Here is a 26,349-nt window from a genome sequence, read left to right as displayed (position 1 = left end):
GAGATCTTCAATAACGTATTGTTTCATTGTGTTCTATACTTGACTTATAGAATAACCGATCAAAATGGTACTTGAAATGGCATACGAAGATGATAGAAAAGATGCTTTATATAAGGCTAAAGCAGTTGTTGCGAATATGGAAGCAGTAAAAGCCGAAATAGAACAGCAACAAAAGGCGCTTGAATTCCAATCAAAAATAAAGCCGGGGCTACAAGACGATTTAGAAGCCAGAGAGTTTCAAAGTTATGCTTTGGGGGAAATGATTAAAACTTTCAAGGCTGCCTTTATAGCCGCTGATGCAGCCAGAAATGATCAGAAATTTGAAGAGGCCATTCAAGCTTTTCAAAAACTGACAACCTTAGCTACTCCCGTTTTGGAAACCTTACCTCCGACCGAAGCCGCGCCTAAGCTGAACAGCTCAATCTCTGAACTCGAGACTTCTGTGCGTAATATGCCGCCAGCTCCCGCCGCGACTGTGGCCCAGGAAATGGGGTCTGTGGAAGATCATCAGGTATTGCCTCCTGAACCCGTTCGTAGTGAGGACCATCAGGTATTGCCTCCTGAACCCGTTCGCAGTGAGGACCACCAGGTATTGCCTCCTGAACCCGTTCGTAGTGAAGACCATCAGGTATTGCCCCCTAGACCTGATCCTCAAGTATTGCCTACAGCTCCCTTTCGTCATGATCCTCAGGTATTACCCCCTAAACCCGATCCTCAGGTATTGCCTCCTGCACCCCCCCTTACACAGACTCCGCAACCCACCTTTACGGTAGAGGCGGTAAACCAGAAGAAAGCAGCAGATAAAAAAGCAGAAGACGAAGCGAATGCTGCTGCGGAAAGAGAAGCTGCTAAGAAAAAAGAGAAAGGGGAGCCTGAGGCAAAAGATAAAAAGGGAGAGAAGAAGACTGAAAAAGCCAAGAAACAAGAAAAAGAGCAAGCAGGCATCGGCGAGGTAATTAAACAAGGGACGGGGTTAAGTGATGCGTGGGCAAAAGCCATGATGGAGCTGTTGGCGGATATGATGAATACTTTTACAGCTCCTGGAAATAAGGGGGTTAACCAACTTATTGGCAACGTTCTAAAAAGTGGCGTTACTGGTATCCAGGAAAAATACCAAGCCTATAAAAATAGGAAAATGGCAGAAAAATTGGAAAAAGGAGAGAAAAAAGAAGAAGCAGCAAACACTAATCAACAACAAGTGCAACCAGCTCCTCAAGTATCTGCCACTCCACAAGTGACTGCTATGCCTCAAGCGACTGCTACGCCGCAAATGACTCCTACGCCGCAAGTGACTCCTACGCCGCAAGTGACCGCTACGCCGGCTCCCAGCCCAACGGTTACTGTAGCACAAACTTCTCCACCAGCCCCCATGAGTTTAGATAGTGGTGGAGACACTCCACATCACGGAGTACCTACACCTGCACAACATGCTGACCCGACGGCAAGTTTTAGAGAAGCGCTTCGAGAAGGTAGAGACCACGAAGGGCAAAGACACCAACAAGATGGTTCACCTGTAAACACCCAAGATGGTGTCCTCACTGCGCCTGTGAATACTGCTCCGGAACCTGTAAATGCTGCCTCTGAACATACAGATACAGTAGCGCCCCATTAATTAAGTTGCTCTTGATGCCCCAAGCAAAGCCGTGGGCATTGCTTGGGACATTGCGTAGATTATCTAAACGGCCAAGTAATCCATAATTCGTTAAGGTTTTATTCAGCCTCTTTCGTTATAATGAGCTTAAACATGATCAATGGAGTATGGAAATGGCAGCACAACCTATTGCCGGTCTAGAAGCTCAAGAGAATAAATTTTTAAGTGGTGGTAATAATCCTTATGAAACCCTGGGTATCGATCAAAATGCGGACGGGGAGGCAATAAAAAAAGCCTACAGGCAAAAGGCGAAAGAAACGCATCCTGATCGAAACCGTGATAATCCTGATGCTGAAGAAAACTTCAAGAGTGTTTCAACAGCATACAATATGCTCTCTGATGCTAATAAAAGAGCTGCTGTTGATAGCTATCTCAATAGTACAGCTCAGGCCGACTCCATGGGACAGCGATCTCAAAATGATGCTGGTGCAGCAATAGTCTCTACAGCTGTCGTTTCTTCTCCCAATCCAATTTCCTCTGCGAATCTTGGCTCACCTGTTAATACTAGTGCTCCGAGCGGAGCTACAACCTCACCTACCGCTGCTTCTAATACACCCTCAGAACCCGAGGCTACGGCTCCAGCACCTGAACCTGAAACAGGCGGAAAAGCAAAAAACCCTCAAGTAACAAAAACTGCTGCCGCAAAAAATTCGGCAGGCGAAGATGAAATGGGTAAGCATCAATCAGCAGAAATGCAATTAATGTTAATGTTGTTAGAAATGATGATGGAGATGCAAAAAGCGGCATTTGATAAAATTGTCGGTTTGATTAAAAATGCATCGAGTACTTCCCCACAAGAAAATAACCCAGCGGAGGAAAAAGAAAATACCTTGGCTGATTCTAATAATGCGATACCAACGAACGACGAGCCTGCTCCTTTGCAACAAATGCTATCTGGTTCTCCACAAGATACAGCGACCAATGATGCAATTACTGTGCAATTGCCCAGTAGTGATTCCCAACCACAAGCATTACCAGAATCCCCTATAATGCTTGAAGCTCCGCAAGTAGAAACCATATCTTCTAGCCAATTAATGCTAACCGATGCCAGCGGCTATGATAAGCAGGTTAGTGGCACAAGGAGTAACAATGAAGCTGATCCCGATCTGGAAAATGAAGCACAAACTGCTTTTTCTATGTCAGCAAGGGGGTAAAGTTCTTTTAAGGTTTTGAATTGCTGTAGGCAAGTCCCTGGAGCCAACAATCCTTGCACCTGCTGAACTCTTCCTTATGTTCTATAATTAGTTTAAATAGACACAAGGAATACAAATGCCAGATCCAATAGCGCCTACTCCGGAAGACACAGCTTCTCCTACGCCTCAGGCAAATGCAGCCCCTAAACCACAAACGGCAAAGGAAGAAAAGCCGGAAGAGAATCAACCATTGGCAAATCAAATGCTGGAATTTATGGTTGACTTACAATCATCTCTTTTAAAATCAAAGGACGCACCTCAAGAAAAAGATGAGAAATCTACCGAGAAAAAAGGAAGTGAGGGTAAAAAAGATAAGGTAAGCAACAAAAAAGAAGAAAAAGAAGAAAAAGAAGATAAGGATGAGCCATTTGCAAATCAGTTATTACAAATGATAATTGCATTGCAAAGCGCGGCTTTCAATAAAATTATGGGGGATAAACCCTCTCAAGAAAAAGGTGCAGATGCTCAAAAACCGGATACTACCCCATCTCAAGACCAAAGCGCTACGGCGGTATCCCCAACTCAAAGTGCCTCACCTGCAAGTGCTCCTACTGCAAGTGACTCTACTGCTGTTGCTGATAGCATCACTATTGTACCTGATGTCAGTCAGAGTAACGCCTCAAGCGGTGTAGATCCAACCGCAACACTGGATGCTTCGGGGATTTCAACCCCGTCTGGCTCAGAAGATAATACTGCAACGGATAATATTACTGTTACACTACCTTCTACACCCAGTGAGGGTGAATCGCTACAACAGTCCCCCATACCTTTAACACCCACTCCTTCTACGGGAGAGTCATCAGCGGAGATGATGTTAGATAGTACGGATCAATACGATAGCCAGGCGGCTTCAAATAACGCAAGTATTGCAGCAACCCCTACTCTGGACGCTTCAGCCTCCGAAGAAGCAGCACCCAGCGCTCCACAATTAAAATAATTGCTAGTTATGTGAGTTTGTCTATTCCAGCATCAAAGCTTCATATTTGTTCTATACTTTAACAAAATAGTTGATAGGAATACATACATGCCAGCTCCACTTTCGCCCACTCCTGAAGACAAAGATAAATTAAAAGTTGACCCACCCGCATTATCCGCCGATCAAGGTTTGCAAACTGGAGAGCAAGTACAACAATTTGTTAACTCTCAAGAGGGGCAAGCCGTTGTTGCGGATATTCAAGAAAAAATTGAAGAAGAACAAATTCATGAAGAGCAGACGGCAGCATTCTATGTGGAGCAGCAACGTCAAGAAGAAGCAGCTCTCGCACAAGCAATTAGAGAAGAAGAAGAGAAAAAAGAGGAACAGGCAGCAGCTATTCAAGCAGAAGCCGTTGCCCAAATTGCTGATCGCAGGGCAGATGATCTTGCCAATAAACCCCCAGAAGCTGTCCAACCTCCCGAACCAACCGCAAAAGATAATTTAGATGCGATTAATGAAGAACTAAAAGAAACAGAGGCTAAGAAAGAAGCAGTTACAAAACGTTATGATAAATTGGATAAAGCTTTAGATGAAACAGATAAATTGGAAAATGATACGGCAGCAATACAAGCCAAAATTGATAAATTAACCAGCCCAGAGGCTTTAGAAGCTGATCAAAAAGCAATTGACGATTTAATAGCGGAAGGAAAAGACGAAGAAGCAATAGCGAGAGGTAGAGAAAATCAAGAGAAATATGCTCAAGTTGGTGCTTTAAATGACATGTTGTCCGTGGCTAAAGGCGAGAAAAAAATGTATGGCCAGGATGGACAACCAGTAACTTCTTTTAAAGATGCTGCTTTTATTGTCCCCAAAGACCAAAATTTATCTAAAGAAGGGGACAAGTACTTTTTGACCAATGCAGGAGGAGAAAAAAAAGAGCTACAGGGGGCACAGCTAGCAGAAATGTCTTCAGTCCGCCAATTAGTATCTTCCAATCGAAATGCGGAAATAAACGATATTGCTAGTCGTATATCAAATCTAAACGAAAGAAAAAAAGAAGCCGAAGCGACTCTCGCCATGGGACAACCAAAGGCGGGCACAAATCCTAAACCGCAATCTCAACCTAAGCAAGCCCCTCAGCCTCAAGTCAAGAAAAAAGAAGCAACGGAAGATAAAGATCAGCCGTTTGCGAATAAATTATTACAAATGATGATTGAACTACAAAGTTTTGTTTTTAAAAAAATTCGCGATTCGATTAAAAGTGATAAAAAAGAAGTAAAGGAAGTACAGGAACAAAAAGAACAATCAAAAGCTGCAACTAAACCACAGCCTAAAAGTCCTAAGCCACAAGCTAAGAAGAAGGAAGAAGCGGAGGATAAAGATCAGCCATTTTCAAATCAACTATTACAAATGATGATTGATTTGCAACTGTATGTTTTAAAAAAATTAATCGATCTGTTTAAAAATGACAAAAAGGAACAAAAAGAGCAAACGGAGCAAAGAGTAAAGGAAGAAGCACTTGCTCAGAAAAAAGAGGGAGAGCCTTTACAACCGATTGCTAGTGCTGCTGTTACTGCATCTCAAGATCAACAGGCTACAGTTACAGTCGGCCAAACTCTTCCCCATGTTGCTCCAAGTGATGATAACACAGCAGCGGTAACTGCTCCTGTAAGTCAAGATGCCGATACTGCTTCTCGAGCTATGTCACCTCCAGCTGATGGCAAAGATCAGAGTCCTCCTTTGGATCAGACTCTGGATAATACGCAACCAGGTGATGGGCAAGTAGCGCCAGTCGCGCTTGCAGCATTAGATAATACACCTACACCTACACCTACACCTGCTAATACTGTAGCAGATAATATTACAGTAGCATTACCGTCCACCCCAGAGCAGTCACCCATGCCTATGTCTTCACCTCCGTCTACGGTGGGGGATTTATCAACAAGGATGATGTTAGATACAGCCGATTATGATAATCATCTACAAGCTGTTAACAATGATAGTGTTACCCCTACAGAGCCACAACAGAAAGAAATTTCGGGGCTAGCAAGGTAAATAGAAGTAAGATCGCCTGGAGGCAACGTGCTCAACTACATTACTGAATTATCTGTTACATGATGACTACAAAGTCTGTAGTTTACAATCTTAGCGGATAAAGAGGACGACTCAAACCTGGTTGACTAGCAACCAGGCTTGTATCTTTAAAAAGTAAGCAAAAAAGCTTAATCTCAAGGGCACTTGGGATGGGAGGAGAGATCTTGAAACCAGGCAAGGCTTAAAAAGCCTGTGAGCGTAGAGTAGGACCTTCTCCCCACTTATCTATCGACCGTACAGTATCTTAGGCTACCGACCAAGTAAGCCTGCATTCACAAGCATGGTCAATGATAAATAACCCCAAGTATTCACAAGCATTAGGAGATTAGCATGTCAGGGTTCGATTGTGTAGGTGTTGATGTTGCGAAAGATAAATTTGACGTATCCGTTGAGTATAAAGGGAAAAGCAAACATAAAGTTTTTGCTAATAAGGAGCAAGGATATATTGAGTTTTTAACATGGCTTCATGAATACACTATTAACCCTTGGGTTTGTATGGAAGCAACTGGGCATTACAGCACAAAAATCGCGGATTTTCTAATAGGGCAAGGCATCCGAGTCAGTGTAGTTAATCCATTTCAAATTAAAAACTATGCCAAAGCGTCACTTATTCGGAATAAAAATGACCGGGTAGATTCGGAAGTTATTCGACAGTTTTGTAAACGGATGGAGCCTCGTCCCTATCAGGCTTCGTCTCCTGAGCAGAAAGAAATTAAAGACTTAACCAAGCTTCTTGATATGTTAAAAGGTCAATTAACTCAGCTCACTAATCAAAGGCATAGTACTCAAGGAAGTATTGCAAAGAAAGCTTTGACCAAGCTTATTATGCAGCTTGAGAAAGAAATTGCGAAGGTAGAAAAACAAATTGCGGACTTAATTGCTAGTAATTCACAACTTAAAGAAAAATTGGAGTTAATTACCAGTATAAAAGGCATTGGCAATTTAACGGCCTATCATATTCTGGCCCTTATGCCAGATGTCAATTCCTTTTCTACTGCCAAGCAATTTGCAGCCTATACGGGTATTACTCCAAAACAGCGTGAGTCAGGAACCTTTATCGGTAAAACTACTATCTCAAAATTAGGGGATGCCAGATTGAGGAAATCTTTATACATGGCTGCATTAGTCGCCAAACGATATAATAAAGGGCTTGCTTCGTTTGTAGCTCGTTTACAATTAAAGGGAAAAACACCAAAAACCATTATCTGTGCCGTTATGCGAAAATTAACACATATAATTTTTGGTGTTCTTAAAAATAAACTGCCTTATAATGAAAATTATCATTGCATTTAAAGACAGTATCTACATGATCTCAAACTCAGCTAAGTAGGTTGGCCTTGCGACCCAACCTACGCTTACCCCATCAACTTATGCGGTAAACTTTCAATACGTCCTGCTTGAGTAACCACTACATAGTTGAGCTTTCTTTGTAACTCGGTAATAGAATCGGAACCAGAATAAGTAAGACCAGAGCGTAAGCCGCCAATAATGTCCGCTATAATTTCGTCTTGATTGTTGCGATAAGCAACTTCTGTTGCAACACCTTCTGCGGTTTTCCACTCGTGCATTTGACCTAAGAAATCTTCTTGGGCTTCACGCGATGCCATACCCCGGTAATTTTTTACTTTGGTTCCATCTTCTTTTACCTTGATTTCGCCGGGGGTAGGGTCTGTTCCTGCTAATATCCCGCCAATCATTACAAAGTCGGCGCCAAAAGCGAGTGCTTTAACGATGTCTCCTGAGGTACGAATGCCTCCATCCGCTACAATGGAGCGATCGGTACGCGCACAATCTTGTATACAGGTTAACATAGGCACACCGAATCCTGTTTTTATCCGTGTGCTACAAACTGAGCCACCGCCAATTCCCGCTTTGATAATATCGGCACCGCAAGAGGCTAAATAATCAGCACCAGCATAGGTGGCCACGTTTCCTGCCATGATGCAACGATCGCCTAAGAGTTGACGTAAGCTTTTGAGAGTTTTCCCCACATATTTAGCATGGGCATGGGCAACGTCCACACAAAAATAAGTTGCTCCGGCATCCCGTAATGCTTCTGCTCTTTCAAGTTCCGCTGCCGTACATCCAATGGAAACAAAAACAGATCCTTGACAAGCTTTAAATTCTTTAATGTTGTCTTCGATGGATAAAAAACGATGTAGAGCTCCCATCGCTCCCTTACTACTCATAAAATTAGCCATTTTGCTTTCAGTAATAGTGTCCATGTTAGAACTAATTACTGGAAGCTTCAGGGTTAACTTCCCTAAGCGATCCGTCATGGTAGTATCTACCACGCGACGTGACTCATGGTGGTTGTAGGATGGGACGAGTAACACATCATCAAAGGTGATTGCTTGTATGGTGGACATTTTGTATTTGTACCTCTCTAAAAGGGCGTACTATAAATGCTCAGCGGCATAATATGCAAGTCTTGATCGCTCACCACGAGTCAAAGTCATATGCGCACTATGTTGCCAATGCTTAAAACGGTCCACTGCGAAGGTCAAACCCGAGGTGGTTTCCGTTAGATAAGGCGTATCAATCTGCTTGATATCCCCTAAACAAACAATTTTACTCCCGGGACCTGCACGCGTAACCAATGTTTTTATTTGTTTCGAAGTTAGATTTTGTGCTTCATCAATGATAATAAAACGATTCAAGAAAGTTCTGCCGCGCATATAATTCATAGAGCGAATTTTAATTTTACTTTGTAATAAATCTTGCGTGGCCCCTTTACCAAAGTTTCCACCCTCCTGTGCACTGTGTAAAACTTCCAGGTTATCCATCAACGCACCCATCCAGGGGGTCATTTTTTCTTCTTCGGTACCGGGTAAAAATCCTATATCTTCGCCCACAGGAATGGTTACTCGCGTCATAATAATTTCAGTGTATCGCTTTAAATCAAGCACTTGCGTGAGTCCGGCTGCGATAGTTAACAAAGTTTTTCCCGTGCCAGCAGAGCCTTGCAAAGTCACAAAGTCAATTTCAGGGTCTAACAAAATATTTAAAGCAAAATTTTGTTCACGATTGCGCGCATTAATGCCCCAAACCGCATGTTTATTTTGTGAATAGTCGCGCGCTACTTGAACGACTGCTTGCCCCGATTCAACTTGTTTTACAATAGCTTGGAATTGATTGTCATGCGTGCTGATACAATCATTAGGATTCCATTGATGCGTCAGGGGCCCCGTTATACGGTAAAAGTTATGCCCGCTATCTTGCCATGCTTCTACATCTTTGCCGTGTGTTTCCCAAAAATCATTTTCAAGAATATGTAAACCGCTATGGAGTAAATTTACATCTTCCAGCACTTTATCATTATAATAATCTTGGGCAGTAATCCCTAAAATGCCGGCTTTTATGCGTAAGTTAATATCTTTAGAAATGATAATAACTTGTTTTTCAGGATATTTTTTCTGTAAACCTAATGCCGTTTCTAAAAGCGTATTATCCACTTTGTGGCCCGGTAACGACAATGCGCGAAGCGGCTCGAAGTCATCGGTTTGGAAAAACAAACAACCGCTGCTTTTAACCGCTTCATTACCCAGGAAATTAGGGATCTGCAAGCCTGCTACAATTTGTTCGTGGGAAGCATTACTCATTAGTTCGACTAACATGCGGTTTGTTTGGCGCACGTTGCGTGCAACTTCCGAAATACCTGTTTTGTGATTATCCAACTCCTCCAATACCACCATAGGAAGGTAAATATCATGCTCTTCAAAACGATAGATTGCGGTGGGGTCATGCATTAAAATGTTGGTATCAAGAACAAAAAGTTTTTTGTGTTTATTAGCATTGTCCATTCGTTGAAATCCTTAAATCCAGTTCTTTGTCATTCTGATTTTTGCCTTCCTATGCGTCAAGTTATTTCGCACTATTTTGCAAATCGATCAAAGTATTTAAAACCTCTTCGGCGTGGCCTTTTACACTCACTTTTCGCCATTCCTTTTGTATACTCCCTTGGGGATCAATTAAAAAAGTACTGCGCTCAATCCCGCGCACTTGTTTTCCATACATGGATTTCATTTTTATTACATCAAAATTTTGACATAACGTTTCTTCTTTGTCGCTAATCAATTCAAAAGGGAATTGTTGCTTGCTTTTGAAATTTTCATGCGATTTAAGGCTATCGCGGGATACTCCTAAAATTACGGCATTGTGTTTTTTAAAAGCCTCATAATTATCACGAAAACCCTGTCCTTCCAATGTACACCCAGGCGTGGAATCTTTGGGATAAAAATAAAGAATCACCCAGTGACCACGATAATCTTCCAAGCTTTTTTCAATTCCGCTCGTGGCAAGGAATTTTTGTGAAGACGCTGCCTGCATAGAGTACTCCTTATAACCAAATTAATGATATCCTACACTTATTTTTTATATTTACCTACGTATCATGGGTAAAGCCCATTATGGATGTATATCGTGTCAAATCATCAAAGCAGTACTATCGCTACTAACAAAAAAGCACGCTTTGAATACTTTATCGAAGAGGAATTTGAAGCCGGTGTAGTGTTGGAAGGATGGGAAGTTAAAAGTTTACGGGCCGGTAAAATTAACTTATCCGATTCCCACGTGCTTATCAAAAAAGGGGAAGCATGGTTACTTGGAGCCCAGATTGTGCCTTTACCCACGGCATCCACTCACATTCATCCTGATCCCACCCGAACGCGCAAGCTTTTATTAAATCGAAAAGAAATAAATAAGCTCATTGGTAGCGTTGAGCGTCAGGGATATACAGTTATTCCCCTTAACTTGTATTGGAAAAAAAATAAGATTAAAGCCAAAATTGCTTTAGCGAAAGGAAAAAAAGAACATGATAAGCGAGATACCATTAAGGAAAGGGATTGGCAGCGAGATAAAGCTCGAATCATGAAAAAATTTAAGTAAACTTCCCTATTTGTTTCAATGTTGGCCCTTCCTTGTGGCATAATCTATGCTTTTTAATTACTCGTTTGACGAATAAGAAAAACCTGAGGAGTCGCCTATGTGCGGGATAATGGGAGCTGTATCTCACCGCGAGATAAGCAGGGTATTATTAGAAGGGCTACGAAGACTGGAATACCGTGGGTATGATTCTGCCGGTATTGCCGTCATTGATACGGACCAGCGTTTAAAAAGGTTACGTATCCAAGGAAAGGTTCAAGCATTAGTGGACGCTATTAGCGAAACCGCGATTGCAGGGAATACTGGTATTGCCCACACCCGTTGGGCGACCCATGGTAAGCCTTGTGAAGAAAATGCCCATCCGCATCTTTCCCATAATCAAGTCGCCGTGGTCCACAACGGGATCATTGAAAATCACGATGATTTAAGACAATACTTACAAGAACTAGGCTATCAGTTTACCTCAGAAACGGATACCGAAGTCGCCGCCCACCTTATTCATCATCATTACCAAAATACCAAATCCCTTTTGCACGCGGTGCAAGCTACCGCAGCGCAAATGGATGGGGCTTTTTCTTTGGGAGTTATTCACCAACAACATCCGCAGGAATTAGTCGCCATGCGTAAAGGGAGCCCTTTAGTTGTGGGCTTGGGCATAGACGAGCAATTTATAGCTTCAGATGCATTGGCTTTACGCTCTTTTGCTCAATCGGTAATCTATTTGGAAGAAGGCGATAGTGCGTTACTAACCCCCTCTCAGGTACAAATATTTGACAGCCGCAATCAGCCAGTAGAAAGAGATTCTAGTCCCCTTACTGATGACTGTAATGCAGTTAATAAAGGATCTTATCGTCATTTCATGCTGAAAGAAATTTTTGAGCAATGCAAAGTATTAGCTGAAACCCTGGAAGGTCGGGTAGCTAGCCTGGAAGTATTAAAGGGTAGCTTTGGGGATACTGCTACCCACTTTTTCCCTGAAATACAACAAATTCATATTGTTGCCTGCGGAACAAGTTATCATGCGGGTTTAGTAGCTAAATACTGGCTGGAGTCGTTGTCCAAGATACCTACTCAGGTAGAAATAGCCAGTGAATACCGCTATCGGGAAGTAGTGGTTCAAAATAACACTTTATTTATCACTGTTTCTCAATCGGGGGAAACTGCAGATACCCTCGCTGCCCTGCAAAAAGCAAAGACACTTAATTATTTATCTACTTTTGCTATTTGTAATGTAGCCACTAGCTCTTTAGTACGTGAAGCTGCATCCAGCTTTTTAACGCGTGCCGGGGTGGAGATAGGCGTCGCTTCTACCAAAGCATTTACTACGCAACTCGCCGCGTTTCTTATGTTAGCAATTGCCCTTTGTAAGGATAAAAACCGTGCCGAGGAAGTCCTAACTCAACTACAGCAATTGCCGTCTTCGTGTGAGCGCACGTTGCAAATGAACGAAGCAATTGAAAAGCTCGCTGTTCGTTTTATTGATAAATCGCATGCATTATTCTTAGGTAGAGGAATGCAATATCCTATTGCTTTAGAAGGAGCGCTGAAACTTAAAGAGATTTCTTATATACATGCCGAAGCTTATCCTGCTGGCGAGCTAAAACATGGCCCGTTAGCTTTAGTAGATAGTAATATGCCAGTAGTTGCGATAGCGCCTAATGACGAATTGCTTGATAAATTAAAGTCCAACTTGCATGAGGTGAGCGCGCGAGGGGGGCAGTTGATTGTTTTTGTAGACGATGCAGAAGAATGGCAAGCAAATAGTGCACTATTAGTTCGGGTGCCTAGTTGCAGTCATTGGATTTCGCCTATTATTTATACTATACCTTTGCAATTATTGGCCTACCATGTGGCTGTTGCCAAAGGAACCGACGTGGATCAACCCAGGAATCTGGCTAAATCGGTTACGGTTGAGTAAGGTAAGTTTTGTGTTTATTTTATTTAGTTAAAAGTTGGGGATGTTAATGAGTCAAATGATGTTGGGAACAGCAGCCATTATTGCACAAGAATTAAATGCTAATATAGCGCAAGTAGAAGCCGCGATTGGGTTATTAAACGAAGGGGCGACTGTTCCGTTTATCGCGAGGTACCGTAAAGAAGTCACAGGAGGCCTTACTGATATCCAATTACGTCTATTAGCGGAAAGGCTTCACTATTTAAATGAATTGGAAGAACGTCGTCAAGTTATTCTAAATAGCATTCGTGAACAAGAGAAATTAACAGCAGAGTTAGAAAAAGCCATTATAGAGGCCGACACTAAAACGCGTTTGGAAGATTTATATTTACCTTATAGACCTAAACGTCGCACTAAAGCGCTTATTGCAAAAGAAGCAGGCTTAGAGCCATTAGCCCTCGCTTTATGGAATGACCCCACCTTAATACCTGAAGACTATGCAAATCAATTTATTAATGAAGAGGCGCAAATCGCGGATGTAGCAGCCGCGCTGGAAGGTGCAAGGCAAATCCTCATGGAACAATTTGCCGAAGATGCGACGTTGTTAAGTTCCTTACGTGATTATTTATGGCAAAACGCAATTTTAGTTGCGAATCCCACCAAAGATGTGAAAGTAGAAGGGAATAAATTTGCGGATTATTTTAATTACCAAGAGCCTATTAAAAAAATTCCTTCGCACCGTGCTTTAGCCTTGTTCCGAGGACGTAGGGAAAATGCTTTACAATTTGGCCTCACGCTACCCGATATTGAGTATGGTGAGAAAACAGTGGCAGCTTATTTCAATATACAGAATCAACAAAGACCAGCCGACAGTTGGTTACTGGAAACTGTACGTTTGACTTGGAAAACAAAACTTTTTACAAAGCTGGAGTTAGAGTTATTAGCGCATTTACGCGAGCTTGCCGATGAAGAGGCAATTAAAGTGTTCGCAAGAAATTTACGCGATTTACTCTTAGCGGCACCGGCAGGCCAGAAAGTTACTATTGGTCTGGATCCGGGAATCCGTACAGGTGTTAAAGTGGTGGTAGTCGATATCACTGGTAAATTACTAGATTATGCAACTGTCTTTCCTCATGCTCCGCAAAATGAATGGCACGAGTCCATAGCCACTTTAGCAAAATTAGCGGCTAAATATGATGTTAATTTAATCAGTATCGGTAATGGCACTGCTTCACGTGAAACAGAACGTTTAGTAGCGGATCTTATAAAAATGTATCCGGATCTTAATTTAACCAAAGTTGTGGTAAGTGAAGCCGGGGCATCGGTTTATTCTGCTTCAGAGCTTGCTTCTATGGAATTCCCCGATTTAGACGTGTCTTTACGGGGGGCTGTCTCTATCGCGCGACGCCTTCAGGATCCGCTCGCGGAATTAGTAAAAATAGAACCCAAATCGATTGGTGTGGGGCAATATCAACATGATGTTAACCAAACCCGCCTTGTCCGCAGCCTGGATGGGGTAGTTGAAGATTGTGTTAACGCGGTGGGAGTGGATATTAATACTGCATCAGTTGCTTTGCTGACCCATGTTTCTGGATTAAACGAAGCATTAGCAAAAAATTTGGTACAACACCGTGACGAAAACGGCCCTTTTCTACACCGCGAAAAATTAAAAGAAGTGAATCGTATGGGGGAAAAAGCATTTCAGCAATGCGCCGGATTTTTAAGGATTATGCAAGGAGAGAATCCTCTTGATGCATCAGGGGTTCACCCGGAGGCATATCCTCTCGTTGAGAAAATTTTGGCTGATAAAAAAGTCTCATTGCAAGAATTAATTGGTAATAAAGACATACTACAAAGCATAAATCCGGGAACATACGTTGATAACCAATTTGGTTTGCCAACAATTCAGGATGTTTTAAAAGAATTGGAAAAGCCCGGAAGAGATCCCCGCCCAGAATTTAAAACGGCTTCCTTTAAAGAGGGAGTGGAAGATATTTCTCACTTGGAAGAAGGAATGATTTTGGAGGGTGTGGTAAGCAATGTTACCAATTTTGGTGCATTCGTTGATATTGGCGTGCATCAAGATGGCTTGGTTCATATTTCAGCAATGACTAATAAATTTATTACTGATCCAAGAGTGGTGGTTAAAGCCGGGGATATTATTAAGGTAAAAGTAATTGAAGTTGATAAAGAAAGAAGACGTATTGGTTTAAGTATGAAACTGCATGATGACAAAGCAGTTTCTGAAAAAAAACCACATCAACTAAAACCAAAGAAGCAAATTGATAAAAAAATGGCGGGGCCGAAAAAACAAGATAAGGTCAAAAAAGCCTCACAACCCAAGAAAACTATTTTTAATACCGCCATGGCAGATGCTCTTTCTAAACTAAAGCGTGGTGCATAATGGATGAGGATCCTCGTGGTGAAATAACCATCCAGGCCTTAGCTATGCCGGCGGATACGAATGCCAATGGCGATATCTTTGGAGGTTGGTTAGTTTCACAAATGGACTTGGCTGCTGGGATATTGGCAAAAAAAATTTCCAAAGGCCGGGCCGTTACAGTGGCAATAAATTCCATGTCATTTTTGAGACCGGTGCACGTTGGAGATTTAATTAGTTGTCATGTGAAGCTGCTAAAAATAGGCAATACTTCTATGGATATTGCCGTGGAAGTGTGGACTGAAAATCTGGCAACTGGTAATAAATCTTGTGTTACAAAAGGTACATTTATATTTGTTGCTATTGATGAAAATGGAAAGTCACGAAAGATCCAAAGGCAAGAATGACAGAAAGTTTTAATAGTTTAAAAAAATGGATTGCTGATATGGCAGTCCTCATAGAACATAGTGAAAATCCTGATCCTAAGCATTATACCTATTTCTTAGAAGATCCCGTTTTAGCTTTAAATTTAGTGGACTTAATAGATAGTCTCGATGAAATCAAAAGCGAAAAAGAAGAGCGCGCTTATTATTCGGCCTGTGTTTTTGCTTTAGATATCTGTGTAGCGCAGTTGCAAGCCGCATCAGAGTCGGCCAATAAATTAGCTAACAAAATTATACAACAGCTCATGAGCCATCTCTCACAAGCCATTGCTTCTAAAAAACATTCATTAAGTTTCTGGTTACCCATCCTTAATGCTTTTTATGAAGTGCATGTAGAACTTTCTGAAGAATTGAAAGAGGCTTATTTTGAGTTGGCTAATGAAGAAGAGTTCAACGGTACCGAAGAAGAAGAGTCTGCTCATATTAATTCCATACGGGATTTAATCCAGGAGCTTTCGGATCTTTCTGTTTTTGATATTGCTGAGAATTTTTTCGCCCAAAGCTATGCAATGCCCGCTGATTTCTTTGCAGATTTGGTGCTTGATTTGTACAGTATCGAAGAGGGACAAGAAATTGCCTTGTTAGCGTTGTTACATCCCAAAAGAGAAGTGCGAGAAGTTGTGCTTCTTACTTTCGAACACATTATTAATGATATTACTTTAAGTTCGCAATCATTGACTCGGTTACAAACAATTAAGAAATGGTATCCCTTGGAGTACCATGATCAAATAAGCAGATGGATAAAAACCCAACGAAAAAAAGGAGTGGTTTTTAATCCCGATAGACAGGTTCCCGCTATTCGTATCAAAGCAAGTGAGGTCGATGGAACGGGTGCACAAGGTATATTTATTCATTATCGCAAAAACAGAAAAAATAGATTGTGTGGTCTTTTATTCAAGCAAGATGTAGGAATCAAAGATGCGTGGGTAACTCCGGTTATTCCGGCAAAAGATATTAATCGTTATTACGATGAATCTTTTGATGATACGGTAATGTTGCGAACGGTAGATTTGCCTTACTTACTAATGATGGTAAATCACTTTTTAGCAGTTACTATTGAAGTCGGGGAGATGCCGGATTTGCATTTGTTGGAAATTGAAGAAGAGTTGGGTTTACATTTCTTACCGCAAAAAATTGATTTGGAATATTTTATTGAACATATAGCGATTCAAATCAGCCCGTTTACACAAGAGACTGTTAACCAATCTTTAAAACGGTCGAAATCCTGGCCTAAAAATAAACGTTTTACGGAGTCTTGGTTTTTAGAAAACGCCTCTGTCGATAAGATAGTAAATCGTTGCTGTAGCTTTGTTGACGGAGTTAAAGTATGTCGCTTTGAGGACGCAATGGATGCTGTTTTCAAACTACAACTGGAACCCCAACGTGAATCATGGGCTTTTCACTTTTTATGGATTGCATTATGGTTAAAAGTGAAAAGCCGAAAGAACGAGAAACTATGGGAAGACAGCTTTTTCATTGCTTATTGTATTTCTACAGGGATACCGCTGAAAGAAATCCCGATAATGGAAGAAATTTGTTATCAAACGGTAATTAATAGTGTGGAAACTATGCAAGAAAGAAAAACACATCTAAATAAAATGTAATTGGAATCAACGGCAGGAAAGTATTATCACTTTTTTCAATATGAGTTTTCTACCGAGCCACGATCGTTAGGAGTGGAGTTTTTTTAGGCTATCGTACCTCAAATTTCTGCTTATTAACACGCGCGGCTCAAAAGCGTAGGCCTGGTTGGGAAGCAACCAGGCCTACGAATAATAGCCCCGGTCTACCGGGACTTGCCCGTTAAAAAGGTGAAGATCCTTACGCTAAAAGGCCATTCTTTATTTATAACCTACTCGCCAATTGAGCTTGAGCGTCATTAGTCTGACTTTGATTAAAGAAGCTATTTTTAATAGCAAAAACAACCGCCATTAAAATATTCAGAGGTCCGCCTTTTTTATATCCATAAGCGTTATAGACAATGTTTTGTTGCTCAGGAGTTAATCTATAGCCTTCAACCTCCATCTCGCTACGTATTTTTTGTACGTCTTCGATAATTTGTGTTTCAATATCATCGTCAATAAAGTCTTTTAAATCCTGGCCATTGGGATTAGTTAATGGGCCAAGCGTTTTAATCATATTTTTAATCGTGGTATGGTTTAGTAACTCGGTACCCCCACCAGTAGCAACATCTCCTAAAGACCATACACAACAATTAGCTAAATTTTCCAAGGCTAGAGAGTATTCACTGAATGCATTTTGACGTAAGCCTAATTGATAAGCTCCATAAGCGAACCCGATCATTGCAACGGTAGTTAGCGGTAATAACCAGGACAGAAGAAAAGCGCCAGTGCCTAATGCAAAACCAATTAAGATTTTTTTGTCGATAGATTGTAATTTAAGAAGTCTTTGCTCAACTTGTAAACTGCATTTGTTGATAAGTTCTACATGGATTTGGTTTTTGATACTAAATTTTTCCGCGCGACTCATAAAACCTAGTAACTGAGAAGTTTCAGCGTAAAGAGTAGCAGTGTGGGGGAACATTTTGTAGGACATAATACCCTCTATTTAAGTAAAAAGAAGTACAGCGGGCTGAATTTTAGTCCAATATTTATACATGGTCAATAGATTCTATGCAGGTTCGTTTGCTTTAAGCCCTTGACTTAGCAAGAAAAGTTCCCGCGCATTGGAAAGAGTTTGCTCAGTAATAGTCAAACCACCTAACATTCTGGCAATTTCGTTTATTTTTTCTGATTCACAAAGTAGGCTCACTTTAGAAAAAGTTTCTTCTTCTTTAGTAAATTTTTCCACAAAAAAGTGATGATGTGCACATGCGGCGACTTGAGGTTGATGGGTAACACAAAATAGTTGTAATCGTTCGCCTAACTTTCGTAAATATTGACCAACGAGGGCCGCGGTAGCTCCACCAATACCTACATCTACTTCATCAAATAATAAAGTGGGTGTCGAACCCTTTTGGGCAGTAATCAAGTGGATAGCTAAACTAATTCGCGAAAGTTCTCCCCCTGAGGCCACCTTACCAAGACTCTCTGGCTGCATCCCAGGATTAGTGCAGACTTTGTATTCAACTTTATCCATACCATATGCCGTATTTTTTTCTAAAGGAGTGATATCAATGGCAATGAATCCCTTTGGCATACCCAGCTTTTGTATCGTTTTGGTAATTTCAAGCGTTAAATGCTTCGCTGCTTCCTGCCGTGATTCTCTTAATTTCCCGGCTAAGGACTCATACTCGTTAAGTTTTTGTATATATTCCTCTTCTAATTTCAGGATAAGCCCTTGGCTATTTTGGAGTTGCTCGAGCTCCTCTTCAATGTGTTTTAGATGATGCGGTATAGCCGAGGGATCAATATGGTATTTGCGTGCAATTTGATGCAATAGGCCCATACGTTCTTCTACGGCTTGTAAACGCTCGGGATCCAATTCAATATCCTGAGTGAATTTTTCTATTTCATCCAGAGCTTCCTCACATTGGATGATAGCGGTGTTAATAAGTTCGGAAGTACTTTGAATGGGGGGAAGTTTTGGTAATGTGGCGAGTAGCTGCAAAATTTGATGTAAACCACTTAATATATTGTGATTTTCTTCGTTATTTAATATTCCTGCGATAGTTTGAGAGGTATGCAAGAATTCCTTAGCATGGTGTAACAGTTGATGTTCTTCATGTAATACTTGTATCTCTCCCTCTTTTACATCTACTTTTTGAAGCTCCTCTTGTTGAAAACGCAGCAAACTTTGCCTTTCTGTTGTATTTCCTTGTTCTTTTAAGCTGTCTATTTGTTTGGCAATTTTCTGATAGGCGTGGTAAGCGTTACCTACTTTTTCCAGCAGTTGTGTATGATTGGCAAACTGATCGAGCTGTAGTCTATGAGTAGTTGGATTAAGCAAAGTTTGGTGCTGGTGCTGCCCATGTATATCTACCACTGTTTCTGCTAGTTCCTTCACTTTTTGTAGCGGGAAAGGTAAACCATTGATATAAGATTTCGAGCGGCCTTCACTATTAATAGTACGACGCAGTACTATTTCTTTTTCATCGCAAGGAATGTCATGTTCTATTAGCCATTGATAAAGCGGTGAGTTCGCTTCTATTAAAAATGTAGCGCAAATATCACATTTTTCTGCATTAGGCCGGACTACCGAAGCTTCTCCTCTACCCCCTAGCGCGAGTAACAAGGCATCAATCATAATGGATTTACCAGCGCCCGTCTCGCCAGTAAAAGCGGTCATACCATTTTTAAAATCCAATTCTAAAAAGGAAACAATAGCAAAGTTTTCAATACGTAAGGAAGCAAGCATGTTATTGCCTTAGGGTTTACTACCCCAACCGAGTTTTATTCTTAAGGTATCATAATAATGATACTCATTGGGATGCAATAAGCGTAGCTGTTGTTTGTTTTTGCGGATAAGAATATTTTGACCGGGTTTAACAATACCTGATTCATGACCATCACAGCTTATTTGTAACTCGCTCTCATTGGATTCACTAATATGAATTTCTACTTCTGATTGCCCATCAAAAACAAGAGGGCGCGAGCTAAGACTGTGAGAAAACATAGGGACTATAATCATGGCATTAATTTGTGGGTGCATGATTGGCCCCCCTGCCGATAATGAATAGGCCGTTGAACCAGTCGGGGTAGAAACAATCAGGCCGTCTGCGCGGTAGTGACTTACAAATTGTTTATTAATGTACACATCGAATTCAATTAAATGTGTTTCTGTTCCTCGGCTCAAAACTACATCATTCAAAGCGTCGCATTGATAGTGTTGGGTTTTTTCATCGCTAATGGAGGTATTTAACAGAAAACGCGATTCTTCCTGAAATTTCCCGCTTAAAATTTCATCTAATTGTTGTTCCATTTTATGAGGGGAAATATCGGTTAAAAACCCAAGTCTGCCGCGGTTAATCCCGATTACCGGTACATCCACTTTAATGGCCATTCGGGCAGCGGATAGCAAGCTGCCATCCCCGCCAACAACTACAATAAGATCACTTTTATTATGCATTTGATCCCTTTGCAAGATGGGCAAAGGGAGATTAAAACTATGAGCAGTTTCTTCATCCTGATAAGTAGCAAAATGATTGGCTGCTAAATAATCAATTAAACGGTGTAATGTTTCATTTACCCCCTGATTAGCACGATGCTGGCGCGCGTATAAGATAATGCGTTGGAAAGTGGTATTTGGCATTTCAATCCTCTGTTACCCGTGCACTTCTTTTACGATCCGACTCTTTCAGTTCTTTTTTGCGTAAACGAATAGACTGAGGAGTCACCTCAACTAATTCATCATCATCAATAAATTCTAAAGCTTGCTCAAGACTCAATTTAATGGGTGGTGTCAGAATAATATTTTCATCCGAACCGGAAGCGCGGATATTGGTCAATTGTTTTTCTTTAGTGACGTTCACTACCAAATCATTATCACGTGAATGAATTCCGACAATCATTCCCTCATAGGAAGGTGTTTGCGGCTCAATAAACATTCTACCCCTGTCCTGTAAGTTAAATAAGGCAAATGCACGGGCAGTTCCCGCACAATTAGCAATTAACACGCCATTTACCCGTTTACCAATGCGTCCTTTAACTGCAGGGCCATAATGGTCGAATACGTGGTAAATCAATCCGGTTCCAGAAGTACTGGAAAGAAATTCTGTATGAAAACCAATAAGACCACGTGTAGGAATAATATAATCTAAACGAACCCGGCCTTTCCCATCGGGTTGCATATTCTGCATTTCGCCGCGTCTTTCCCCGAGCTTTTCCATAATAGCGCCTTGATGATTCTCTTCCACATCAAGAGTTACCCGCTCATAAGGTTCTAGAAGAGCGCCTTCTTCTTCTTTAAGGATAACTTCCGGTTTGGAAATTGCGAGTTCGTAGCCTTCTCGACGCATATTTTCAATAAGGATCGATAAATGTAACTCGCCACGTCCGGAGACTCTAAATTTATCGGGGTCTTCAGTGTCTTCGACTCGTAAGGCAACGTTATGGAGTAACTCAGTTTGTAAGCGTTCGCGAATCTTGCGGCTAGTAACATATTTCCCTTCCATGCCTGCAAAAGGAGAATCATTAACTTGGAACGTCATACTAATAGTCGGCTCATCTACACTAAGGGCGGGCAACGCTTCCACATTATTGGGATCGCAAATAGTGTCTGAAATATTGAGCTGATCAATTCCAGTAATAGCAATGATGTTTCCGGCACTCGCTTCTTCAATCTCTACGCGCTCAAGCCCTTTAAACCCTAGTAGCTGCAAAAGTCGACCACTACGTACGGCCCCATCTTTATCAATGATTTTAACTGGAGATTTTGCTTTAATCTGGCCTCGTGTGACTCTTCCAATACCAATCGTGCCTACATAGGAAGAGTAATCCAGCGAGCTAATTTGCATTTGAAAAGGGCCAGTTTCATCCACTTCAGGTGGATTGACACAGTCTACAATTGTTTGCAGTAGAGGATCCATGTCATTACTATCTGCTTCCAAATCAAGCTTGGCATAACCATTCAATGCAGAAGTATAAACGACCGGAAAGTCTAACTGTTTATCGGTTGCGCCTAAATTATCAAATAGATCAAATACTTGGTCCATAACCCAATGGGGTCTTGCTCCGGGGCGATCTATTTTATTGATAACGACAATAGGATTTAAACCACGAGCAAAAGCCTTTTGGGTGACAAAACGTGTTTGAGGCATAGGTCCATCAACAGCATCTACCAGTAACAATACACTGTCCACCATAGAAAGAATGCGTTCTACTTCCCCGCCAAAATCAGCGTGTCCCGGGGTGTCTACAATATTGATTTGATAGCCTTGCCAGTACACGCAAGTGTTCTTGGCAAGAATAGTAATGCCGCGTTCTTTTTCTAAAGCATTTGAATCCATTACCCTTTCTACTTGCGGACCACGTTCATTTAGGGTGCCTGTTTGTTGTAATAATTTATCTACGAGGGTTGTTTTGCCATGATCTACGTGAGCAATAATGGCTACATTGCGAATTTTTTCTATCATAAAAGCCTTTGCGAGTTTTACCTGTGAAATGATTTAAACAGCTGAAGGTTATCTTAAAAATGAAAGTTAAGCTGCCAGATTACAAATAGCGGGTTGATGCTCTCACTGGCTTACCACTGCTTTTAGCTACTTTTTTAAGATAATGCAGTTTTTGCGCAATTATACATTGAAATCCATCATTTGACGAATTTTAAAAGATGTTCAAAAATTATTGAAAGTTAATACATTTTATACTGATTTTGCTACACTAAAAGTGAAAGGGTTAAAAAAAGGTGGATTACATGAATAAATTAATTTTACATCCCACCGATACCTGCCAGTGGCATGCACTGGTTAATGAAGCACAAGCTGCCACTAGTCTGGTTTTAAATGAAAACACGGAAAGTTATCTCGTTTTCCTACTTATGCGTTTTTCGCAAAAAACGAAACTGCTTGAATCAGTCATTGCACTGGATTTTCTTGAGTCTATGCACAGGACAGGAAGACGCCAGGTAGAGCTTTTACAAGAAGTGGGAGATAAAAGCCTTTTATTCTGTGGATTGTTCCCTGGGATGGCCAGTAGGCGCAATGTAAGTCTCGATTACTTTAGCGAGATGGGGCAAGCCGCTTATTTAACGGTAGGGGATTTACATGCCAAAGAAGTGGCCAAACTTTATTATCAATTGAGTAAGCAATTTCTTACAATGCAGCAGGTTTTACAGGCTATGAGAGGGGAATATTTCAAGTTAACCGAAGTGAACAACATTATTTTATCGAAAGGAGTATTACATTAATTACAAGAGAGGGCCCTCTGGAAATGAATTTAACAAGTAACCTGGTTGCTAGCCAACCAGGAGACAGCGGTATATCCAGGGTTGGCGAAGCTCTGCTCTGAGCAATGAGACTACTTTCTAAACAACAAAGCGACATCAATCGCATCAAAAGTATAATGCCGATTACAGAAATCGCAGTTCACTTCAATTTCGCCTTTTTCTGCTATTAAAGCATTGGCATCTTCTTCGCCTAACACGGTTAGCACTTGTTTCATCTTTTCAGGATTACAACGGCAACGAAAACTAACGACTCGTTCTTCAAAAAGTCTTAATTCCGCTTCATGATATAAGCGATGCAAAATAGTGCGATTATCTAAGTTTAATAATTCATCTGGTGTAATCGTTTGCCCTAACTGAACCGCATACTCCCAAATTTCTTCGCGTTCTGATGTATTTAATCCAGGCATTAGTTGTAAAAACATCCCTGCGGCTCTATCTTTATTCGTTGCCAGCCACACACGCGTTTCAATCTGCTCTGACTGCTGAAAATAATTGGTTAAATTCTCCGCCATTGAAGTGGAATAGATAGGCACTACGCTTTGATAAGACTGGGTACTAGCGTATTGACTAATAGTTAACACCATTTTTCCTTCCAGGAAGGCTTTATTATAGTCAATTTTCTTTCTACCTTTTTTCTTTTCAAATTTGGCGAAAGCACGAACATGAAGATCATTGTCACATTGGACGAGTAAAAGCGGCAAGCGTTTATCGCCATGAAATTGAATACTAATTTCTCCCTCAAATTTTAGGCTGCTGGCAATAAGAACAGAAGAAATAAGAGCCTCACCCAATAAGGAACGAACTTCTTCAGGGTAAGGGTGTTGTTTCATAATGGCTTTATAAGTCTCGTAGAGATGGGCAATCTCGCCGCGAATACTGCCATGTTCAAATATAAAACGTTGTACCGTATCGTTTTCAACCATAAATAGAAATAACAAAGCTAATAAAAAATGGATTCTAACATAAAGAATTTAGAATCCTACCCCGCCTATCCCTTACGTGGCATAATCCCTCTTTTTGGTGTTTATAAAAATATGTTAAATCCTCAACAAACGGCAGCTGTTAAATACATAGACGGCCCCCTTCTTGTGTTAGCCGGTGCGGGCAGTGGCAAAACGCGAGTGATAACGCAAAAAATTGCCTATCTTATTCAAGAGTGCGGCTATTTAGCCAAGAACGTTTATGCGGTTACCTTTACCAATAAAGCAGCCAATGAGATGCGTGAGCGGGTGAATAAAGTCGTCGCCAGCTCGTCTCGCAGGGGTTTAAATGTTGCTACTTTTCATACTCTTGGACTGACCATTATTAAAAAAGAGGTCCAACTAACGGATTTGAAAAAGGGATTTTCCATTTTTGATAGTGAAGACTCTGCGAATTTATTAAAAAGCTTTCTACCCTCTTCCAGAGCCAATGACAAAGAAACGCTATTTTCTATTCAGCATCTAATATCACGCTGGAAAAATGAACTACTTTTACCGGAAAACATTACCTATCAGCAATCTGAACATCCTTTATACGAAGAGGCCATGCGAATATATCCTCTCTACCAACGTGCTTTGCAAGCATATAACGCGGTAGACTTCGATGATCTTATTCGTCTACCCGTGGAGATATTGCGCAAAAACCCGCAAACTTTAGAAAAATGGCAACAAAATGTTCGTCATTTATTAATTGATGAATACCAAGACTCCAATACCTGTCAATATATAATGGTAAAGCTTTTGGTAGGGGAGCGGGCAAGATTTACAGTAGTTGGAGATGATGACCAATCAATTTATGCCTGGCGAGGCGCCAAACCAGAAAATCTGGCTTTATTACAAACGGATTATCCGCAATTAAAAGTTATTAAGTTAGAGCAAAATTATCGTTCAACCAGTAGAATTTTACACGCTGCCAATCATCTTATTGCCAATAATTCGCATTTATTTGATAAAAAATTATGGAGTAATCTGGGATATGGTGAAGCATTAAAAGTAATTTGTTGCAAAGATGAGCAGGATGAGGCAGAGCAAGTCATAGCCGATTTAATCAGCCATAAATTCAGAAATCGCACCGCTTACGGAGACTATGCCATTTTATACCGCGGTAACCATCAATCCCGGTTGTTTGAAAAACAATTAAGGCACCAAGGCATCCCTTATAAAATTAGCGGAGGACAATCTTGGTTTTCAAAAGCGGAAGTTAAAGATATTTTTGCTTACCTAAAATTACTTTGTAACTTTAATGATGATGCTTCATTTTTACGTATTATTAATATTCCCAAAAGAGGCATTGGCGAAACGACTTTAACGTATCTGGCGCAATACGCTCAATCAAAAGAATCCAGTTTATTTAACACATGCGATCACTTGGCTTTGTCGGAGCTGGTGGGAGAAAAGCCAAGAAAAGCGTTAACTCAATTTAAAGAATGGATACTAGATGTTAAAGAGCGTTGTGAACAAAAAGAGAAAGTATTAGAAACCTTGCGAGAAATGGTAGAAGCCATTGGCTACGAGGCCTATGTCTATGAACAAACAGACGCACCCGCTAAAGCACAAAAAAAAATGGAAAATGTGTGGGAGCTATTAGAATGGGTACAACGATTATTAAATAAAGAAGAAGACACAGATTTAATGGATGTTGTTAATAAGCTAATTCTAATAGACATCTTAGAGCAATCTGACGAAAAAGAACATGAAACGGTACAGCTAATGACTCTACATGCTTCCAAAGGATTGGAATTCCCTCATGTATATTTAGTCGGGATGGAAGAAGAGTTACTGCCGCATAAGGTTAGTATCGAAGATGAGCAAATTGATGAAGAGCGGCGTTTAGCCTACGTGGGCATAACCAGGGCGCAAAAAAACATATGCTTTACTTTAGCCAAAAAAAGACGCAAAGGAAGCGAACTACAAGACTGCCTCCCCAGCCGATTTTTAGACGAATTACCACAAGAAAGTTTAGAGTGGTATGGGAAAACAGGGGAGAAAAATGAGCACCAATCAAAAGTGTTAGCAAAATCGCACTTGGCAGGGTTAAAGAGCTTATTAGAGTAATGTAAAAGGGTTTT

At 40.9% G+C, this 26,349-nt stretch carries 20 protein-coding genes; 12 read left to right on the top strand and 8 right to left on the bottom strand.

The genetic code is table 11. The features are described from left to right. The first annotated feature begins 64 nt into the window (after nucleotides 1–64). The 5 genes from EL206_RS08250 (at nucleotide 65) to EL206_RS08230 (ending at nucleotide 7,147) form a co-directional block, all read left to right on the top strand. Nucleotides 65–1,612 (top strand): hypothetical protein, encoded by a 1,548-nt coding sequence (locus EL206_RS08250; protein WP_131739835.1) that lies wholly within the window; start codon nucleotides 65–67, stop codon nucleotides 1,610–1,612. 152 nt (nucleotides 1,613–1,764) lie between these two features. Further along, nucleotides 1,765–2,805, top strand: a complete 1,041-nt coding sequence (locus EL206_RS10235; RefSeq protein WP_058462453.1) for a J domain-containing protein — start codon at nucleotides 1,765–1,767, stop codon at nucleotides 2,803–2,805. Nucleotides 2,806–2,920: 115 nt separating this feature from the next. After that, a complete protein-coding gene (locus EL206_RS08240; RefSeq protein WP_058462452.1) occupies nucleotides 2,921–3,781 on the top strand; it encodes a hypothetical protein in 861 nt (286 codons plus the stop codon). 87 nt (nucleotides 3,782–3,868) lie between these two features. Continuing rightward, nucleotides 3,869–5,815, top strand: a complete 1,947-nt coding sequence (locus tag EL206_RS08235) for a hypothetical protein (protein ID WP_058462451.1) — start codon at nucleotides 3,869–3,871, stop codon at nucleotides 5,813–5,815. Nucleotides 5,816–6,184: 369 nt separating this feature from the next. Beyond that, nucleotides 6,185–7,147, top strand: coding sequence for an IS110 family RNA-guided transposase (locus EL206_RS08230; RefSeq protein WP_058461450.1), 963 nt, complete (start codon nucleotides 6,185–6,187; stop codon nucleotides 7,145–7,147). Nucleotides 7,148–7,209: 62 nt separating this feature from the next. Here EL206_RS08230 and EL206_RS08225 read toward each other — a convergent pair whose 3' ends face one another. From EL206_RS08225 to EL206_RS08215, 3 genes are all read right to left on the bottom strand, one after another. Beyond that, on the bottom strand, nucleotides 7,210–8,223 hold the full coding sequence (locus tag EL206_RS08225; protein WP_058461449.1) for a guanosine monophosphate reductase: 1,014 nt from the start codon (nucleotides 8,221–8,223) through the stop codon (nucleotides 7,210–7,212). Between the two features lie 30 nt (nucleotides 8,224–8,253). Continuing rightward, nucleotides 8,254–9,657: a PhoH family protein gene (locus EL206_RS08220; RefSeq protein ID WP_058461448.1), complete on the bottom strand. Its 1,404-nt coding sequence runs from the start codon at nucleotides 9,655–9,657 to the stop codon at nucleotides 8,254–8,256. Between the two features lie 61 nt (nucleotides 9,658–9,718). After that, on the bottom strand, nucleotides 9,719–10,183 hold the full coding sequence (locus EL206_RS08215; protein WP_058461447.1) for a peroxiredoxin: 465 nt from the start codon (nucleotides 10,181–10,183) through the stop codon (nucleotides 9,719–9,721). 93 nt (nucleotides 10,184–10,276) lie between these two features. Between EL206_RS08215 and smpB the strand changes: the two genes are divergently transcribed. The 5 genes from smpB to EL206_RS08190 all read left to right on the top strand — a co-directional run bounded on the left by smpB (nucleotide 10,277) and on the right by EL206_RS08190 (nucleotide 17,059). Then, the gene (gene smpB, locus EL206_RS08210; RefSeq protein ID WP_407637790.1) at nucleotides 10,277–10,741 is read left to right on the top strand and encodes an SsrA-binding protein SmpB; all 465 of its coding nucleotides are present in this window, start codon (nucleotides 10,277–10,279) and stop codon (nucleotides 10,739–10,741) included. Nucleotides 10,742–10,838: 97 nt separating this feature from the next. Next, the gene (gene glmS / locus EL206_RS08205; RefSeq protein WP_058461445.1) at nucleotides 10,839–12,656 is read left to right on the top strand and encodes a glutamine--fructose-6-phosphate transaminase (isomerizing); all 1,818 of its coding nucleotides are present in this window, start codon (nucleotides 10,839–10,841) and stop codon (nucleotides 12,654–12,656) included. Nucleotides 12,657–12,702: 46 nt separating this feature from the next. Continuing rightward, nucleotides 12,703–15,036, top strand: a complete 2,334-nt coding sequence (locus EL206_RS08200) for a Tex family protein (protein ID WP_058461444.1) — start codon at nucleotides 12,703–12,705, stop codon at nucleotides 15,034–15,036. After that, a complete protein-coding gene (locus EL206_RS08195) occupies nucleotides 15,036–15,419 on the top strand; it encodes an acyl-CoA thioesterase (RefSeq protein WP_058461443.1) in 384 nt (127 codons plus the stop codon). The genes EL206_RS08200 and EL206_RS08195 overlap by 1 nt, the downstream gene beginning before the upstream one ends. Further along, the gene (locus tag EL206_RS08190) at nucleotides 15,416–17,059 is read left to right on the top strand and encodes a hypothetical protein (protein WP_058461442.1); all 1,644 of its coding nucleotides are present in this window, start codon (nucleotides 15,416–15,418) and stop codon (nucleotides 17,057–17,059) included. The genes EL206_RS08195 and EL206_RS08190 overlap by 4 nt, the downstream gene beginning before the upstream one ends. Before the next feature lie 241 nt (nucleotides 17,060–17,300). Here EL206_RS08190 and EL206_RS08185 read toward each other — a convergent pair whose 3' ends face one another. The 4 genes from EL206_RS08185 to typA all read right to left on the bottom strand — a co-directional run bounded on the left by EL206_RS08185 (nucleotide 17,301) and on the right by typA (nucleotide 22,488). Then, nucleotides 17,301–17,945 carry a hypothetical protein gene (locus EL206_RS08185; protein ID WP_157058187.1) on the bottom strand — a complete coding sequence of 215 codons (645 nt, stop codon included), beginning with the start codon at nucleotides 17,943–17,945 and terminating at the stop codon, nucleotides 17,301–17,303. 141 nt (nucleotides 17,946–18,086) lie between these two features. Continuing rightward, entirely contained in the window at nucleotides 18,087–19,772 is a 1,686-nt protein-coding gene (gene recN / locus EL206_RS08180; RefSeq protein ID WP_058461440.1) for a DNA repair protein RecN, read from the bottom strand. 9 nt (nucleotides 19,773–19,781) lie between these two features. After that, nucleotides 19,782–20,666: an NAD(+) kinase gene (locus EL206_RS08175; protein ID WP_058461439.1), complete on the bottom strand. Its 885-nt coding sequence runs from the start codon at nucleotides 20,664–20,666 to the stop codon at nucleotides 19,782–19,784. Nucleotide 20,667: 1 nt separating this feature from the next. Beyond that, nucleotides 20,668–22,488, bottom strand: coding sequence for a translational GTPase TypA (typA, locus tag EL206_RS08170; protein WP_058461438.1), 1,821 nt, complete (start codon nucleotides 22,486–22,488; stop codon nucleotides 20,668–20,670). Nucleotides 22,489–22,769: 281 nt separating this feature from the next. On the opposite strand from typA, the gene EL206_RS08165 reads away from it, so the two are divergent. Next, on the top strand, nucleotides 22,770–23,261 hold the full coding sequence (locus EL206_RS08165) for a hypothetical protein (RefSeq protein ID WP_058461437.1): 492 nt from the start codon (nucleotides 22,770–22,772) through the stop codon (nucleotides 23,259–23,261). A 110-nt stretch (nucleotides 23,262–23,371) separates the two neighbouring features. Here EL206_RS08165 and hslO read toward each other — a convergent pair whose 3' ends face one another. Next, on the bottom strand, nucleotides 23,372–24,223 hold the full coding sequence (gene hslO, locus EL206_RS08160) for an Hsp33 family molecular chaperone HslO (RefSeq protein ID WP_058461436.1): 852 nt from the start codon (nucleotides 24,221–24,223) through the stop codon (nucleotides 23,372–23,374). 111 nt (nucleotides 24,224–24,334) lie between these two features. Here hslO and EL206_RS08155 point away from each other — a divergent pair, with 111 nt between their 5' ends. After that, on the top strand, nucleotides 24,335–26,335 hold the full coding sequence (locus tag EL206_RS08155) for a UvrD-helicase domain-containing protein (protein WP_058462347.1): 2,001 nt from the start codon (nucleotides 24,335–24,337) through the stop codon (nucleotides 26,333–26,335). The last annotated feature ends 14 nt before the right edge of the window (nucleotides 26,336–26,349 follow it).

This window comes from Legionella adelaidensis, assembly GCF_900637865.1.
GTDB classification, from domain to species: domain Bacteria; phylum Pseudomonadota; class Gammaproteobacteria; order Legionellales; family Legionellaceae; genus Legionella_A; species Legionella_A adelaidensis.
Note: the sequence above shows the minus strand (reverse complement) of the source record. Positions and strands in the feature narration are given on the sequence as shown.